Here is a 16649-nt window from a genome sequence, read left to right as displayed (position 1 = left end):
CTCGCGATGAGGTTGGCACATCTGCCAAATCTCCCGCGCTCGAAAAGGCGGCTTCGCGAGCAAGCTCACTCCCACAGGGACGGTGTTGGCTGCACGCCATCGGGCTCACGTTCGCGGCAATCGCGTGATAGTTACGCTACACCCCAACCCGCAAATCCACCCCCAACGCCCGCGCGAACGCCTTGACCAGCGGGCTTCGGGGGCGTTGTGTCTCAGGATGAGGTTGACGGGCGTGCGCAGGAAGATCAGGTCGGGGCGCAAGGCGCGGAGTAGGCCGTCGCGGATCAGATTGCGCGTGTAGTGCTCGGGGAGAAAGCCGATGAAGCGGCCGGTCAGGATCATCATGGCGACCGCTTCGACTTGTGAGGCCGAAGCGCACTGGCTGTCGTAATTGACGAAGCTCGCCTTGTCGCGATGAATCGCATAGCGATGGTTCACGATATCGAATGCGCGCAGGCTATCGATGCCCAGGGTGCTTTCATCCGCCTCGAACAGCGGATGCCCTACTGCGCAATAGGCGTGGGAGGTCTCTTCGTACAGCTCGAAATAATCAAACTCTTCGCGCCGCTGATACACCGGCACGATGCCAAGACTCACGCGCCCTTCGACCATTGCGCGCTCGACTTCATCCAGTTGAGACGCTTGCAGGCGCAGTCTGACTTTGGGCGCTTCATCGTGCATTGCTCTAAGCGCGGCAATGAGCGGCGAACTTTCATCGGTCAGGGTGTTATCAATTACGCCGATACTCAAATCACCAATCAACTCGTTTTGCGCTGAACTAATCCGGTCGCGGAAACTGTCCACCGAGGCGAACAATTCGATAGCCGCCTGATAGACAAGCTTGCCCTCTTCAGTGAGATGAAACCCTTCCCGGCCTCGTGTACAGAGGCGCATGCCGATACGAATTTCGAGGTCGGAAATCTGCTTGCTGATGGCTGCAAGGCCCACGTTCAGCTCGTTCTGGGCGGCGCTGAAGCCACCCGCCTCCACAACGGCCTGAAACACCCGCAACAGCTTGAAGTCCATTCCGCTGAGAGTAAGAGGGGGTCGCATTCCCGGTTTAGGCGGCACGTTTCCAGAATTGGAAAGTGGAGTTTCCATAATGCTTATTGACCTCGCCTATTGGATTCAACAGGCTCTGACTCACAACAAATACGTGCCCGGTTGATAATAATGAACACAGAAAAACCTGATTGGCAACCGCGCACGCGGCACTTCGCTACATAGGCCGAAAGCGGATCCAACATTAAATAACCTGACACTTTGATCAGGACTTTAAATTCGTAACTGCCCTCTATCCAGGACGATTCCATGCTGCAGCGGCGGGCCTGCGTTGCGGCGGAGGCTGGGTAGGGTTGCCCAGATCAGGCAGGCGCGGTCTGCACACAGCTTCGGAGAGACACATGAATCAGAATCAGGCGGAGCAGCTGCAAGCCGAGCGCAGAAAGACCGAAAACGCGTTCGACATCACCCAGTACGAACACGTCCCACGCCGCTATTACGGGCGCATTTTCTTCGCGACCCTGATTATTGTTGCACTCGCCGGCCTGGCCCGTGCGTTTGCCAACGGGCAGATCGAGTGGAGTTACATCGGCCAGTTCCTGACTTCAGAGGCCATTCTGTGGGGACTGCTGAACACGATCGTCATGTCGATTCTGGCGATGGTGCTCGGGGTGGTGATCGGCGTGGTCACGGCCATCATGCGCATGTCGGCAAATCCGATTTTGCGTTACGTCGCGATCACCTACACCTGGCTGTTTCGCGGCACGCCGTTGATTCTGCAGTTGCTGCTGTGGTTTAACCTGGCGCTTATCTTCCCGGTCATCGGCATTCCCGGCGTGTTCGAGATCGACACGGTCAGCCTGATGACACCCTTCGTGGCCGCACTGCTGGGCCTGAGCATCAATCAGGGCGCGTACACCGCAGAGGTCGTGCGCGCAGGCTTGCTGTCCGTGGACACCGGTCAGTACGAAGCCGCCAAGTCGATCGGCATGCCGCGCCTGCAGGCTCTGCGCCGGGTGATCCTGCCCCAGGCCATGCGCGTAATCATCCCGCCGGTCGGCAACGAATTCATCGGCATGGTGAAGATGACCAGCCTGGCCAGCGTCATCCAGTATTCCGAATTGCTGCACAACGCGCAGAACATCTACTACGCCAACGCCCGGGTCATGGAGTTGCTGATCGTCGCGGGCATCTGGTACCTGGCAGTGGTGACGGTCCTGTCGTTCGGCCAAAGCCGGCTGGAGCTGCGTTTTGCCCGCGGCGCCGGCAAGCGTTCGTAAGTCAGGCCCAGGAGAGTGAACATGAGAAACATCGTCAAAGCCGTCGGCCTGAACAAATACTACGATCAGTTCCACGCCCTCAAAGACGTCAGCATTGAAGTCGAACAAGGCGAAGTCCTGTGCATCATCGGGCCCTCGGGCTCGGGCAAGAGCACCCTGCTGCGTTGCGTCAATCAGCTCGAAAAAATCGACAAGGGCGGTTTGTGGGTCGACGGCGAACTGGTGGGCTACCGCATCGTCGGCAACAAACTGCACGAACTGACGGATGCTCAGATCGCACGTCAGCGTTTGAGCACCGGCATGGTGTTTCAGCGCTTCAATCTATTCCCGCACATGACCGCTTTGCAAAACGTGATCGAGGGCCCGATCCAGGTGCTCAAGCGCTCGCCTAAAGAGGCGACCGAAGAAGCCACCGAGTTGCTGGCCCGCGTCGGACTGGCGGACAAGCGCCACTCCTATCCCGTCGAACTCTCCGGCGGCCAGCAACAGCGGGTCGCCATCGCTCGCGCATTGGCAATGCGACCCAAGCTGATGCTGTTCGACGAACCCACGTCCGCCCTCGATCCGGAGTTGGTGGGCGAAGTGTTGTCGGTCATGCGTGACCTGGCGCACAGCGGCATGACCATGATCGTGGTGACACACGAACTGGGCTTTGCCCGCGAAGTTTCCAACCGGATGGTGTTCATGGACGGCGGCCAGATTGTGGAGGCCGGCACCCCGGAAGACATTCTAATAAGCCCACAAAACCCTAGAACCCAAAGCTTCATTTCTGCCGTTCGCACTTAAACCAGAACAAACGAGAACGACCATGAAAAAGATCCTCATCCCCAGCTTGCTCGCCGGTCTGATGACCTCTGCGTCGGTGTTCGCCGCGTTGCCCGCCAGTCTCAAGGAAAAGGGCGAAATCACCGCCGCCATCGTCCCGAATTACCCGCCGATGGATTTCAAAGACACCAGCACCAATACGCTGACCGGTCTGGATGTGGATCTCGGCAACGCCTTGGCAGAGCGCCTTGGCGTGAAGATCAAATGGCAGGAAACCGCGTTCGAGCAGATGGTCAGCGGCCTGGTAACCAAGCGGTTCGATATCATTCTGTCGGGCATGACCGACACGGCCGAGCGGCAGAAGTCGGTGACATTCATTGACTACTTCGCCAGCGGCCCACAGCTGTACACACTGACTAAAAACGCTGACCTGAATGAGCCGGCTGATTTGTGCGGCAAGAAAGTCGGCACCAGCCGCCGTACCACCTGGCCGGCGGAAATCGCGGCCTGGAGTAAAGAAAACTGCGAAGCGAACGGCAAGCCGGCGATCATCGTCAGCGGCTCGGAAGGGTCGGCGGATGCACGCGCGCAACTGCGTCAGGGCCGACTCGACGCCGCGATGCAAGGCAGCGAAACCATTCCATACCTGATGTCCCAGGAGAAGGACACCTACAAGCCGCTTGGTCTGGCGATCTCGAAGCAGTTCACCGGCCTGGGCGTCAGCAAGTCCAACCCTGAACTGGCGGCGGCCATCGCCGAGGCGATGCAGGCGATGGTGGATGACGGTACCTACGGCAAGATCCTCAAGAAGTGGGAGCTGGAACAGGGCGCGGTGACCAAGGTCGGCATGAATCAGGGGCACTAGTAGACGGTCGATCAGCAACGACCGCTCATGTGGGAGTGCCATACCGGTGCTCCCGCAAAGGATTACGCCAAGGCTCTAACAAGGACGGAAGAAACGACAGTGGCCACCTACTCCCTCGTCATCCGCCGGTTGATGATCTGCTCGCTGACCATCGTCATGAGCCGAGCGATGACCAGCCCGTTGCTGTCGCTGTTCCTCAGCACAAGATTGGGACTCAACCAGCAAGACGTCGGACTGCTGATGGGCATCGCGGTGTTCATCGCCACGCTGCTGGGGCTGTACGGTGGCTACGTCATTGACCGGCTGGAAAAGCGCAAATTGCTGATCCTGGCGATGCTGTCCAGCGCCGTCGGCTTCGCGCTACTGACCTTCGCCCACAACGTCTATCTGACGACCCTTACGCTGGTCATCACTGAAACGGCTTCGGCGCTGTTTCTAATCGGCTCCAAAGCAATCATCAGCGAAAACCTGCCCATTGGACAGCGCGCAAAGGTGTTCTCCCTGCGCTACACCCTCACCAACATTGGCTACGCCACCGGCCCGATGCTCGGCGTGGTCATCGCCGGGCACCTGCCACTGGCACCGTTTTTTATCGCCAGCGCCATCGCGTTCTGCAGCCTTTTTTGATGCTCGGCATTCCCCACACAGTCGCTGACACCGAATACCTGCCGCGCAGCTTTATCGACACCCTGGTCACGCTGAAAAACGATCGCACGCTGATCCTGTTCACGGGCGGCAGCTTGCTCAGCACCATCGTGCATGGCCGCTATACGTTGTACTTGTCGCAATTTCTGCTGGTCACGCACACGGCGGAGCAGGCGCTGAAAATCTTGTCAGCCGTATTGGCGTGCAACGCGCTGACGGTCATTGTGATGCAGTACCAGATCGGCCGTTTTCTCAAGCGCGAGCAACTGCCCTACTGGATTTGCCTCGGCACTGCATTGTTCGCGATCGGCCTTGTTGGCTTCAGTTTTGCCGAAACCACCCTGGCCTGGTGCGCCGCGATGTTCGTCTTTACGCTGGGCGAGATGATCATCTACCCCGCCGAATACCTGTTCGTCGACACCATTGCGCCCGATCACCTTCGCGGGAGTTACTTGGGTGCGCAGAATCTGGCGGCCTTCGGCGGAGCGTTAAGCCCGGTTATCTGTGGCTACTTATTGATCAATAGCCCCGCGCCAACCATGTTTTACGTCCTCGCGTCCCTGACTGTGGTGGGCGGTACATTGTGCTTTCTGGCCGGGCGACACGCGAAGCTTACTCACGCTGACATCTCCCTCTGACCCTGCGCTCGGCCACATGCAGTTCCGTCAATTTGTCACTTTTCAAACGCTGCCCAAACAGGTGAGTATGTCCGGCCTAGAGCTGTCGGTCTGATCGGTCTTTACGAGACCTCTTGCAAGCCTGTCCCAGACTGTCCTGATTTCCACTTCCCCCGACGAAAAGGATATCGAGCAATGAAATACCGCACCCTTGGCCAATCCGGCCTCCAGGTTTCAACGCTGACACTGGGCTCCATGATGTTTGGCGTGCAGACCGGCACCGAAGAATCCCTGCGCATCATCGACAAGGCCTGGGATGAAGGCGTCAATTTCATCGACACGGCCAACGTCTACAACGCCGGCCGGTCTGAGGAAATCGTTGGCGAGGCCATCGCCAGACGGCGTAGCGAGTGGATCCTCGCCACCAAGGTCGGCAGCAGCTCGGGCAACACTGCACCGAACACCAGCGGTTTGAATCGCAAGCACATCTTCAATGAAATCGAGGCCAGCCTGCGGCGTCTCGACACCGATTACATCGACATTCATTACCTGCACAAGGAAGATCACAACACGCCACTCGAAGTGACTGTGTCCGCCATCGGCGATCTGATTCGCGAAGGCAAGATCCGGTACTGGGGCGTGTCGAACTTCCGCGGCTGGCGTATCGCCGAGGTGGTCAACGTCGCTCAGCGCCTGGGCGTCGACAAACCAGTGATCAGCCAACCGCTGTACAACATCGTCAACCGCCAAGCCGAGCTGGAGCAGATCACAGCGGCGAAGTTCTATGGCTTGGGCGTCGTGCCCTACAGCCCGCTGGCGCGTGGCGTGTTGAGTGGCAAGTACGCCCCCGACGTAACGCCGGACAGCAGCACCCGCGCCGGCCGTCAGGACAAACGCATTCTGGAAACCGAATGGCGCAGCGAGTCGTTGCACATCGCTCAGAAACTGCAGGCGTATACCCAGGCCAAGGGCGTGGGTCTGGTGGAATTCGCTATCGCCTGGGTGCTGAACAATCAGGCCGTAACGTCTGCCATTGTTGGACCGCGCACCGAGGACCAATGGGACAGCTACACCAAGGCGCTCAGCGTGAACATCACTGCCGAGGACGAGGCGTTCATCGACTCCCTTGTGACACCCGGACATGCATCCACGCCAGGTTTCAACGATGTGCAGCATTTCGTGACAGGCCGTTATACCTGATACCGATCGACTGAGAAGCCGGCCTCAAGTGCTGCAAACGAAGTCCGTAAGCGAGGCTGGACATCGCGGTCCCAATCCCGATTGATGGCAGTACCTGCACGCGCAATCCCTTGTAGAATGCCGCGCCGAGACTGCCTGCCAGACTTGTATCAAAGTTTGACAAGGCCACAATGGGTCTCTAGTGTTCCATTGGATCCAATAACTGTTCAGCTGAAGAAGATCAAGCATGCGCAGGACTGAGAAAGAGCAATTTCTGCGGGAAACCCTGGGTGATGAGCAGCCGCCTGCGCATCTGGCCCGTACCGTCATCGAAGAAAAGCTGCGCAGCGCCATCCTTGAAGGACGTCTCCCGGCAGGAATCGCCTTGCGCCAGCAAGAGCTGGCGACCCTTTTCGGTGTCAGTCGCATGCCCGTCCGCGAGGCGCTGCGGCAGCTGGAAGCTCAATCGTTGCTGCGTGTCGAAACCCACAAAGGTGCGGTCGTTGCCCCGTTGATCAACGAGGATGCAACGGATGCCTATGCGTTGCGCATCCTGCTGGAGTCCGAGGCCCTGCGACAATCAATCCCGCTTCTGACCGCCGAAGACATCAGCATGGCGCGTGGGTACATCGAACAGCTCGAGGTCGAAACCGACTACAGCATCATGGGCACGCTCAACCGTCAGTTCCACATGGTGCTGTATTCCAAGGCCCACAATACCCGCCTGCTCAAATTGGTCGAGGACGGCTTGAACGAGGAAGAGCGTTTCCTGCGATTCAATCTCAAGCAAATGAACCTGGGCAAGGTGTCCCAGCACGACCACCTTGAGTTGCTTGAGATGGCCGCCGCCGGTGATGTCAACGCTACGGTCGAGGCGCTGACTCAACACTTGAACCGTGGTGTTGAAGCTATTAATGCCTATTTGAGCGCCCGCAAGGCCGAAGAGGCAAAACCTGCAGCGGCCTCACGAAAGCGTGCCGTCACCCAGTGACATTCACTGCTGTTTTTTAATCTCGACCTTGCGCGCCACTGCCTGATTGGCCGAAAAGCACAAGGGATCAACGAACGCCGTTCATGACGGTGTATGCGCCGAAGGACCCGGCTCCACGGTTATGACGCCTTTTCAAGGCTCGGGGAAGCTGAGTGCACGCCGAAAAGAACAAATGGCTGATGGTGGTCAATTCCGGACAACCCGTCAGAACACGCCTGATTTGCTTCCCTCATGTCGGAGGCGATCCGGAGCACTTTCGTGACTGGTCCGAAGGCCTTGCCGATCACATCGAGCTGGTGACGCTGCGCCTGCCCGGCCACGGCAGCCGGCTCAAGGAAACGCCCTACGATCAATGGGCACCCTTGCTGCAAGACACCTTCCTCGCGTTGCAGCCCTACCTGAGCGAACCCCATGCGTTTTATGGCCACAGCTTCGGCGGCCGGGTCGCTTATGAAATGGCCAGACTGGCGCAGAATCACTACCCGAGTCTGACACGTCATCTGTTCGTTTCCGGCTGCCGCAGCCCTGACAGCCGACAACCCTGGCCGTATTTGCACACGCTGCCGCAAGACGATTTCATTCAGGCGCTAATCAGGTTGGGCGTGGTCCCGAACACTTTCGCGCAGGATAAAAAACGCCTGAAGCTGCTGGAGCCTGTCGTGCGCAGCGATGTAAAGCTGTCGGAGATCTGGTCACACTGCGCGGACGAGGGCCTCGATATTCCGTTGACCGGTCTGTACGGCAGCGATGATCCGGTCGCTACGGCCGCAAGCATGATGAAATGGCGTGAGTTCACTCGGCGGGAATTTGAGCTGATCGAAGTGCGCGGCACCCATGACTTTCTCAGCTCGCAACGCGACCGTCTGCTGCACATCATCAATACGCACCTCGGTTTGCTGGGCGGCTGAGCCGCCCTCTCCCACTGCATCGACTCTTTAAGCCCCCCTTCTAACCTCTCCTACGACTAAAAGCCGCCGCGCCACGCTTGGGCCGAGCGCCGCTAATGCACCTATCGTGAAACTTGGCCGTTGTTACGCGGTGTACCGCCGTGTTCAGGCAAACTCGAACAACGAATCGGTCTGCAGCCGGTTCAGGACAGGCAGTTCTCATGGAGCGGTAAAAGGAGCATTGCCCTGGGCGGAGACATTGAGGTTAAACCCTAAATGTCGCCCAAACCAAAAAATCTCAAAAAGTGTATTAGCCCAATAAAGCGCAACGCTGAACGAGGTATTCGTTCATTAATTTCAATTCTGGCTCTAATAAGCCGGAAGGGTTGCGCTCGCCCCAATAAAACTTTATTCAAAAGTTTTATTGCCTTCACTCATGTCGGATTTTTATGCGCTATTAATTATATTAAAAAGTATTTGCGAAACCATTTGAAACTGTTCTAACGTTTTCTGGCCGCCAACGCTTATCGGCCATTCGCCCATAACCGCTGGTCAGCGAGGGCATAGACCACGTGAGCATGCCTTATTAAATCCTGCACGATTGTTGACCATTAACGAAGTAACGTTCGCAGTCTCTTATTGCCCGATAGTTACGGGAGTCCGTTTCAGTCGCTCTTATACGGGCACTTAAGACGACCGCTAATTGCGGCAATTAAAAGAGTTTGTGACGTACTCAATCTCATCAAGGACGTAAAAATGGATCTGTTAAAACAGCAACTTATCGCAAAGAAATCAGTGCTCAGCGCGCACCCTGTTTTTTCCGAAATTGATTCACTGCACGCTCTGCAGCGGTTCATGGAGGTGCATGTGTTCGCGGTCTGGGACTTTATGTCACTGACCAAACGGCTGCAGCAGGAACTGACATGCACGCAGCTCCCTGGCTGCCGCCGCGAGACCCGAAGGCCGCGCGACTCATCAACGAAATCGTGTTGGGCGAAGAGTCGGATGATCGGCCGGGACGCCACGATCATTACAGCCACTTCGAGCTCTATCTGGACGCCATGCGAGAGATCGGCGCCAGCACGGCGCGCATCGAGCATTTCGTCGAACTGTTGCGCGAAGGCGTTCACTACAAAACGGCGCTCAACAGCGTCGGCGCAGGCCGAGCGGCCACTCACTTCGTCCGCGATACCCTCGACATTGCCTTGAACGCGCCGGCGCACTGCGTCGCCGCCGCGTTCCTGCACGGCCGCGAGAGCGTTATCCCACAGATGTTCCAGCGGATTCTCGACGACTGGGGCATCACCGCCGATAAGGCACCGACCTTTCGCTACTACCTGGAACGCCACATTGAAGTGGACTCCGAAGACCACGGTCCGGCGGCCGAAGACCTGCTGGCCAGGCTGGTCGCGGGCAATGAACGGCATCAGCGCGAGGTGTATGTCGCCGCCATCGCCGCAGTCGAGAGCCGCATTGCGCTGTGGGACGCCCTTCGCCTGACCATGCGCGAACCAGTGCGGGAAGTCAGCGCTTGAGCCTGGCACACGTTTGCAACCGACCAGCCCTCCACACAAGGACGCCATCATGAAAGCCGAAGACTACCTGTCATTCGTCGATGCCTGGGAAGGCCGCGCGACGATTCGGACACGCCCGCGCCGCATCGTCGAAAACGACGAAAAACTGATCTACCCGCTCAGCCGTCAGCCACTGGTGCTGAGCGAGACGTTCACTCGCGAATGCGCCCATCTGCGCGATCTGGCGCTGGTGCAGAGCCTGTACAAGTTCATCAACGACGTGGTGATTTTCGAGACCGAAATCGTCGACAAGACCGCCCGAAGCATCGCCAAAGACAACTTTGCAATCCGCTTTCCCTTCGCGTGCCGCTACGACGCCATGACCGTGGTCGTCGATGAGGATTACCACGCGCTGGTGGCAATGGACTTCATGCAACAAACCATCGCATTGACCGGCATTCAGCCGATCCCCTTGCCGGAGGAAATCGAACTCAGCCGGGCCATCCCCGCTGCTCTGGCATTGGCGCCTCACCACCTGCGCAGCGCGGTCGAGCTCATCTGCGTGGCGATCGCCGAGAACACCGTGACCAACGACGTGGCCGCGTTCGCCAAAGACGACACGGTGAAGCAGTCCGTCAAAGGCCTTATGGCGGACCATCTGCTCGATGAAGGGCGGCATTCGGGATTCTGGGCACGTCTGGTCAGGATCTACTGGCATGCAGCGCCTGAGCAGGACAAGCAGTTCATTGCGCAGATCCTGCCGGTGTTTATCGCTCAGTATTTGACCAATGACATCCAGAAGTCTTTCGACTTCGTTCTGATCGACAGCCTGCCGGTCGCCGAGCCTATCAAGCAGGCTTTAAGGGAAGAAACGCAGGCGATGTGCTTCCCGATCAATCGCCACCATCCGCTGGTGGGCAACATCATGCGCTTCTTCACCTCCAGCTCGATGCTTGAATCCCCCTGCGTGCAGCACGCCCTTGCCGACTATCTCCCTATCGGAGGATTGCAATGAAGCGCTTGGAGATTGTGCTCATCGGTCACAGCCAGGCGATGAGTGAACTGAGTGCAGAGCTGGACGCCCACGGCCATCTGATTCACCACCTGCGCGATCAGGCCACGCTGGAGCTGATCGAGGTGAAGGACGCGTCAGTCGTCATTGAAGACGGCACACTCGACGTGCCCCATGCCGGATTGCACGCATTTGAGGCAGCCGTGCATCTTGGGCTCCGGGTAGGCCTGACACCGGTGGGTGAGCGGGCACTGCCTGAGCTGGAAATAGTGTGCTGGCTCGGGACGGCTACTGCGCAGCGCTTGATCGCGCGCCATGCCGTGGCTGCCTCGTCGCCCAGCAACGGGCGCGTGTTGCGGGACGCGGCGGTCGCAACGCTAGTAGACAACGTCGCGATGTTGATCAGCCGATTCTCGCGCGATACCGAGTATTTCGCGCGCGCCGAGCGCGTCGACCCGTCCCACAGTGAGCGCCAGGAAAGCCTGCTGCGTCTGGACCGACTGGCCTTTGAGCATTGCTTCAACTTCACCGACGAGCCCGAACTGCTGAGCATCGCAGAGCAGCCATTGGTAGTACGCCTTGATCGGAGCTTCAGCGAATTCGCCAAGCGCACTGCGCTGAATATCGACGGCGAGCGCATCAGCTATGACCAACTGCGCGCAAACAGTGTCGCGATCCAGAAGCAGATACAGGCCATGCTGCCGCACGCATCAGCTGAACCGCTTGTGATCGGCATTTGTATGCCAAAATCTGCGGCGCTGTTCGCCGGAATCCTTGGCATTTTGGGCAACGGAGCGGTCTACCTGCCGTTGGACCCTAGCCAGCCTCTACAGCGTCAACAGTACATCCTCGAAAACGCCAATGCCGTGTTGCTGCTGCACGATGGGAGTCATCCGTTGGCGGGTGTTGTAGTGCCCGGTCTGGACATCAGTCATATCGAGATTGTGCCTACGCCGCAGTCGCTGATGCGACAGTGCACTGAGATCAACGCGCCGTGCATGGCGCTGTACACCTCAGGCACGACCGGACACCCAAAAGGCGTGATGCTCAGCCAGCGCAACCTGAGCCATTTCACGGCCTGGTATGCACGCTATGTCGAGCTGTCCGAGCACAGCCGGGTGCTGCAGTTCTCGACGCTGAGTTTTGATTCGTCGGTCATCGACATATTCCCCACCCTCCTCAGCGGCGCGGAGCTGATCGTGGCGAACGATGATCAGCGTCGTGATCCGCTGCAACTGTTCGAGCTGCTGGATCAGAATCTCAGCCACGCGTTTCTGCCGCCTGCTTTGCTGAGCATCCTGCCCATCGACCGGCCGCTGAAGCTCAAGCACCTGAGCACGGGCGGTGATGTCTGCGAGCCCCTCGTGATTGAACGCCTGGCAGCGCAATGTCATTTCCATAACCTGTACGGCCCGACTGAGGCCACGGTGTTGATCACCGCCGGCCGGTTTCAACCCGGCGGCAGCAACCGCAACCTGGGTCGCCCCATCGCCAACAGCCAAGTGTTGATCCTCAACGAGGATATGCAGCCCGTCGCAGACCAGACGCCCGGCGAGCTCTACATCGTCGGTCCGGGCGTGTGCCTGGGGTACATCCACAACCCTCCGCTCACCGATGAGCGCTATGTGCATGTCGCGCTGGGTGACGGCCAAAGCGTGCGCGCCTATCGCACCGGGGACATCGGCAGATGGACGGACGATGGTATCGAGTTGTCCGGGCGACGTGACAACCAGGTCAAGATCCGGGGATTCAGGGTCGAGCCTGAGGAGATCGAACATTGCCTGCGCGACAGTCAGCTGTACCGCCAAGTCGCAGTCGTGATAGATGACCAGCGACGCATCCTGGCTTTTCTCGCGCAGCCCCACGGCGTAGAACCCGACGCGGCTCGGCATTTGCTCAAGGACCATGTCGCAGCTTTGTTGCCCGACTATATGCGGCCGACCGCCTACACAGAGCTGGCGAGCATGCCGTTTGCCAGCAATGGCAAGGTTGATCGCAAGGCGCTGTTGCAGCTGCCAGTGAACATGCTGGAGCAAGCCCCACGTCGTTTACCCGCTACTGAAAACGAGAGGCTCCTCCTCACGCTGTGGGCAGACCTTCTGGAGCTCCCCCGGCGAGATATCAACCGACGAGAGCTTCTTCAACCTGGGTGGCCACTCGATTCTGCTGTCGCAGATGCTGCTGGGGATTCGCGAAGGGTTCGGCCGCAGCATTCCGATCAACCGTTTCATCGAGGCACCCACGCTGACCAATCTGGCGTCACTGCTCGACAGCGACGGCACCACCTCCTGGACTGTCAGCCCGCAAACACTTCTGGATGCATCAGCGCCCTTCGAACTGCCGGTACTGCCTGTAGAGCGCATGGGGGACGTCCATAAAGTCATCGTCACGGGCGCCAATGGTTTTCTCGGTGTTCACATCGTCGAAGCGCTGTTGGCGTGGGGCGCAACCGAGGTCGCCTGCCTGGTACGTGAAAGCGCAGGGATGACGGCGCAGGATCGCTTTATTCAGGCACTGCACGAAAACCGTCTTGAGCATCTGGATCTGGCGCGAGTACGGATTTATGCCGCCGACGTCACCCAACCACAGCTGGGGTTGAGCAACGAGGTGTTTGAGCGGCTTGATCGCGAGTTTGGCGCGCTGGTGCATAACGCCGCCAACGTCAACCATGTCCAGGATTACGAGACCCTGGCCAAGGATAACGTCGAGCCGATCTTCGAATGCCTGAAGCTGTGCGAAGGACGCAGCAAGAAAGTGTTCAACTTCGTGTCGACGCTTTCAGCCTCGAGCGCCGTCGGGGCCGACGGTAGCGTTCTGGAAGCGCCTGCTGCCGAGACACCTCCCATCTACATCAAGAACGGCTACAACCTCTCCAAGTGGGTCGCCGAGCGGATCCTGGAGCGAGCCCGTGACCGAGGCGCGTGGGTAAACATCTACCGGCCCGGTAACATCGCATTCAACAGCACGACCGGTGTCTGCCAGCCGCACAAGAATCGCCTGATGCTAATGCTCAAGGGTTCGATGCAACTGGGCCAGGTCCCGGATTTCTCAATGAGCTTCGACTTGATGCCTGTCGATTTTCTCGCCCGATTCATAGGCTTTCACGCCAGCCGTTATCAACCAGCCCACGCAGTGTTCAACCTCCATAACCCGGAGCCGTTGAGCTGGGGCAATTACGTGAGCGCGTTCCGTGAAGCGGGCAGCGATTTCGAAATGGTCAGCGTCAGTGAGTGGCAAATCCAGTTGAAACGGGTGGACAGCGAGAACGCTTTATTCGGCGTGCTCGGCTTTTACCTCGACGGGTTGGAGGAAGACATCGGAGACATATCAATGATCGCGTATCAGAACGCCCATGCGGGTGTTCAACGAATGGGCGAGTGCTACCCACCGAAAACCCCGGCGCTGCTGCGCAAGGGCTGCGAGTACCTGAAAGAGATTGCTTTCATCTGATACACCCCGACGCAACATCCCTTAAGTTATGGAGAACAACATGAACGCCATTCAACCGCTCAACACCCTTGGCTGCCTGTCGCCCGATACGCTGATCACCAATCCCGCTGGAGAACCGGTGGTGTCTGCGATATCGATAAACGCCCCAGCGGGTGAGGCCTGGAAGGTCGTAGGCGATTTCGGTGGTTTCACGCAATTCATTCCGGCGCTTGCGAGCATCGAAGTAATCGGTAACGGTCCTGGCTCGGTACGTTACAAGAAATTCAAGGAAGGTAGTCTTGTGGTTGTCGAGCAACTCAATTCTCGCGACGACAACGCGATGGCTATGACGTGGACAACTATTTACAACAATCTTGGCGTCAGCAAGCTCTGGGCCTCAATGACGGTTGTGCCCAAGGATGGTGCCAGCTGCATTGCGACCTGGACCATCATTGCTGAACCTACAGATGACAACCCTATGAGCGCTGAGGGCTTCAGAGAGTTTTTGCAGGGCTTTGCTGATGGTGCGATGAATAACGTGCCGTTGCTGTTTGAACGATAGGGGCGTTGACGGCGACGCGCCCGCTGGGCTTGTTCATCGGCAGGCTTTAAACGACAAAACCCCAGTCTGCGTATGCAGACTGGGGTTTCGGAATTCAATCTTGACGATGACCTACTCTCACATGGGGAAACCCCACACTACCATCGGCGATGCACCGTTTCACTGCTGAGTTCGGGATGGGATCAGGTGGTTCCAGCACTCTATGGTCGTCAAGAAATTCTGTGGCCGATCCGTTACTGACGTAACGTTCCAGCGAAAATGTATGACCTTCACTTAAAACAAAACCCCATCTGCTTTCGCAAATGGGGTTTCGGAATTTAATCTTGACGATGACCTACTCTCACATGGGGAAACCCCACACTACCATCGGCGATGCATCGTTTCACTGCTGAGTTCGGGATGGGATCAGGTGGTTCCAACGCTCTATGGTCGTCAAGAAATTCGGGTACTGATTCGTTCTCTCGAACGCTTCAGCAAATCGGGTATGTGATCAAGGTGCAGCTTGTGTGTTCGCAAACTTTCGTCTTCATGCGTCTTCACACACCGCAACCTGCTGTCTCTCTGCAGATTGCTTGGGTGTTATATGGTCAAGCCTCACGGGCAATTAGTATTGGTTAGCTCAACGCCTCACAGCGCTTACACACCCAACCTATCAACGTCGTAGTCTTCGACGGCCCTTCAGGGAACTCAAGGTTCCAGTGAGATCTCATCTTGAGGCAAGTTTCCCGCTTAGATGCTTTCAGCGGTTATCTTTTCCGAACATAGCTACCCGGCAATGCCACTGGCGTGACAACCGGAACACCAGAGGTTCGTCCACTCCGGTCCTCTCGTACTAGGAGCAGCCCCTCTCAAATCTCAAACGTCCACGGCAGATAGGGACCGAACTGTCTCACGACGTTCTAAACCCAGCTCGCGTACCACTTTAAATGGCGAACAGCCATACCCTTGGGACCGGCTTCAGCCCCAGGATGTGATGAGCCGACATCGAGGTGCCAAACACCGCCGTCGATATGAACTCTTGGGCGGTATCAGCCTGTTATCCCCGGAGTACCTTTTATCCGTTGAGCGATGGCCCTTCCATACAGAACCACCGGATCACTAAGACCTACTTTCGTACCTGCTCGACGTGTCTGTCTCGCAGTCAAGCGCGCTTTTGCCTTTATACTCTACGACCGATTTCCGACCGGTCTGAGCGCACCTTCGTACTCCTCCGTTACTCTTTAGGAGGAGACCGCCCCAGTCAAACTACCCACCATACACTGTCCTCGATCCGGATAACGGACCTGAGTTAGAACCTCAAAGTTGCCAGGGTGGTATTTCAAGGTTGGCTCCACGCAGACTGGCGTCCACGCTTCAAAGCCTCCCACCTATCCTACACAAGCAAATTCAAAGTCCAGTGCAAAGCTATAGTAAAGGTTCACGGGGTCTTTCCGTCTAGCCGCGGATACACTGCATCTTCACAGCGATTTCAATTTCACTGAGTCTCGGGTGGAGACAGCGCCGCCATCGTTACGCCATTCGTGCAGGTCGGAACTTACCCGACAAGGAATTTCGCTACCTTAGGACCGTTATAGTTACGGCCGCCGTTTACCGGGGCTTCGATCAAGAGCTTCGCGTTAGCTAACCCCATCAATTAACCTTCCGGCACCGGGCAGGCGTCACACCCTATACGTCCACTTTCGTGTTTGCAGAGTGCTGTGTTTTTAATAAACAGTCGCAGCGGCCTGGTATCTTCGACCGGCATGAGCTTACGGAGCAAGTCCTTCACCCTCACCGGCGCACCTTCTCCCGAAGTTACGGTGCCATTTTGCCTAGTTCCTTCACCCGAGTTCTCTCAAGCGCCTTGGTATTCTCTACCCAACCACCTGTGTCGGTTTGGGGTACGGTTCCTGGTTACCTGA

General features: G+C 57.6%; 8 protein-coding genes, 3 rRNA genes and 4 pseudogenes (1 of these 15 only partly in view). 11 read left to right on the top strand and 4 right to left on the bottom strand.

The features are described from left to right. Positions 1-136 precede the first annotated feature (136 nt). A pseudogene (locus tag JN403_RS05195) lies at positions 137-1101 on the bottom strand (LysR family transcriptional regulator). A 302-nt stretch (positions 1102-1403) separates the two neighbouring features. Between JN403_RS05195 and JN403_RS05190 the strand changes: the two are divergent. The 11 genes and pseudogenes from JN403_RS05190 to JN403_RS05140 all read left to right on the top strand — a co-directional run bounded on the left by JN403_RS05190 (position 1404) and on the right by JN403_RS05140 (position 14748). Next, positions 1404-2282 carry an amino acid ABC transporter permease gene (locus tag JN403_RS05190; protein ID WP_205485834.1) on the top strand — a complete coding sequence of 293 codons (879 nt, stop codon included), beginning with the start codon at positions 1404-1406 and terminating at the stop codon, positions 2280-2282. 21 nt (positions 2283-2303) lie between these two features. Continuing rightward, the gene (locus tag JN403_RS05185) at positions 2304-3068 is read left to right on the top strand and encodes an amino acid ABC transporter ATP-binding protein (protein WP_108120972.1); all 765 of its coding nucleotides are present in this window, start codon (positions 2304-2306) and stop codon (positions 3066-3068) included. A gap of 22 nt (positions 3069-3090) precedes the next feature. Next, positions 3091-3912, top strand: coding sequence for an ABC transporter substrate-binding protein (locus JN403_RS05180; RefSeq protein WP_205485831.1), 822 nt, complete (start codon positions 3091-3093; stop codon positions 3910-3912). A gap of 99 nt (positions 3913-4011) precedes the next feature. Further along, positions 4012-5195: pseudogene (locus JN403_RS05175) on the top strand (MFS transporter). Between the two features lie 174 nt (positions 5196-5369). Next, positions 5370-6374 carry an aldo/keto reductase gene (locus tag JN403_RS05170; protein WP_205485829.1) on the top strand — a complete coding sequence of 335 codons (1005 nt, stop codon included), beginning with the start codon at positions 5370-5372 and terminating at the stop codon, positions 6372-6374. A 226-nt stretch (positions 6375-6600) separates the two neighbouring features. Continuing rightward, entirely contained in the window at positions 6601-7344 is a 744-nt protein-coding gene (locus JN403_RS05165; protein ID WP_205485820.1) for a GntR family transcriptional regulator, read from the top strand. A gap of 152 nt (positions 7345-7496) precedes the next feature. Then, a complete protein-coding gene (locus JN403_RS05160) occupies positions 7497-8252 on the top strand; it encodes an alpha/beta fold hydrolase (RefSeq protein WP_122624340.1) in 756 nt (251 codons plus the stop codon). Between the two features lie 735 nt (positions 8253-8987). Next, positions 8988-9766, top strand: a pseudogene (locus JN403_RS05155) (DUF3050 domain-containing protein). A 49-nt stretch (positions 9767-9815) separates the two neighbouring features. Then, positions 9816-10760, top strand: coding sequence for a diiron oxygenase (locus JN403_RS05150; protein WP_205485818.1), 945 nt, complete (start codon positions 9816-9818; stop codon positions 10758-10760). Next, a pseudogene (locus JN403_RS05145) lies at positions 10757-14207 on the top strand (non-ribosomal peptide synthetase). The gene JN403_RS05150 and the pseudogene JN403_RS05145 overlap by 4 nt, the downstream one beginning before the upstream one ends. A 40-nt stretch (positions 14208-14247) precedes the next feature. Further along, positions 14248-14748 (top strand): SRPBCC family protein, encoded by a 501-nt coding sequence (locus tag JN403_RS05140; protein WP_240356818.1) that lies wholly within the window; start codon positions 14248-14250, stop codon positions 14746-14748. A 98-nt stretch (positions 14749-14846) separates the two neighbouring features. On the opposite strand, the gene rrf (JN403_RS05135) is transcribed toward JN403_RS05140, so the two are convergent. The 3 genes from rrf (JN403_RS05135) to JN403_RS05125 all read right to left on the bottom strand — a co-directional run. After that, positions 14847-14962 (bottom strand): 5S ribosomal RNA (gene rrf / locus JN403_RS05135). 107 nt (positions 14963-15069) lie between these two features. Beyond that, positions 15070-15185: ribosomal RNA gene (rrf, locus tag JN403_RS05130) — 5S ribosomal RNA — on the bottom strand. A gap of 146 nt (positions 15186-15331) precedes the next feature. Beyond that, positions 15332-16649 (bottom strand): 23S ribosomal RNA (locus JN403_RS05125) (it continues 1573 nt past the right edge of the window).

This window comes from Pseudomonas sp. 15A4 (assembly GCF_016925575.1).
Classification (GTDB): domain Bacteria; phylum Pseudomonadota; class Gammaproteobacteria; order Pseudomonadales; family Pseudomonadaceae; genus Aquipseudomonas.
Note: the sequence above shows the minus strand (reverse complement) of the source record. Positions and strands in the feature narration are given on the sequence as shown.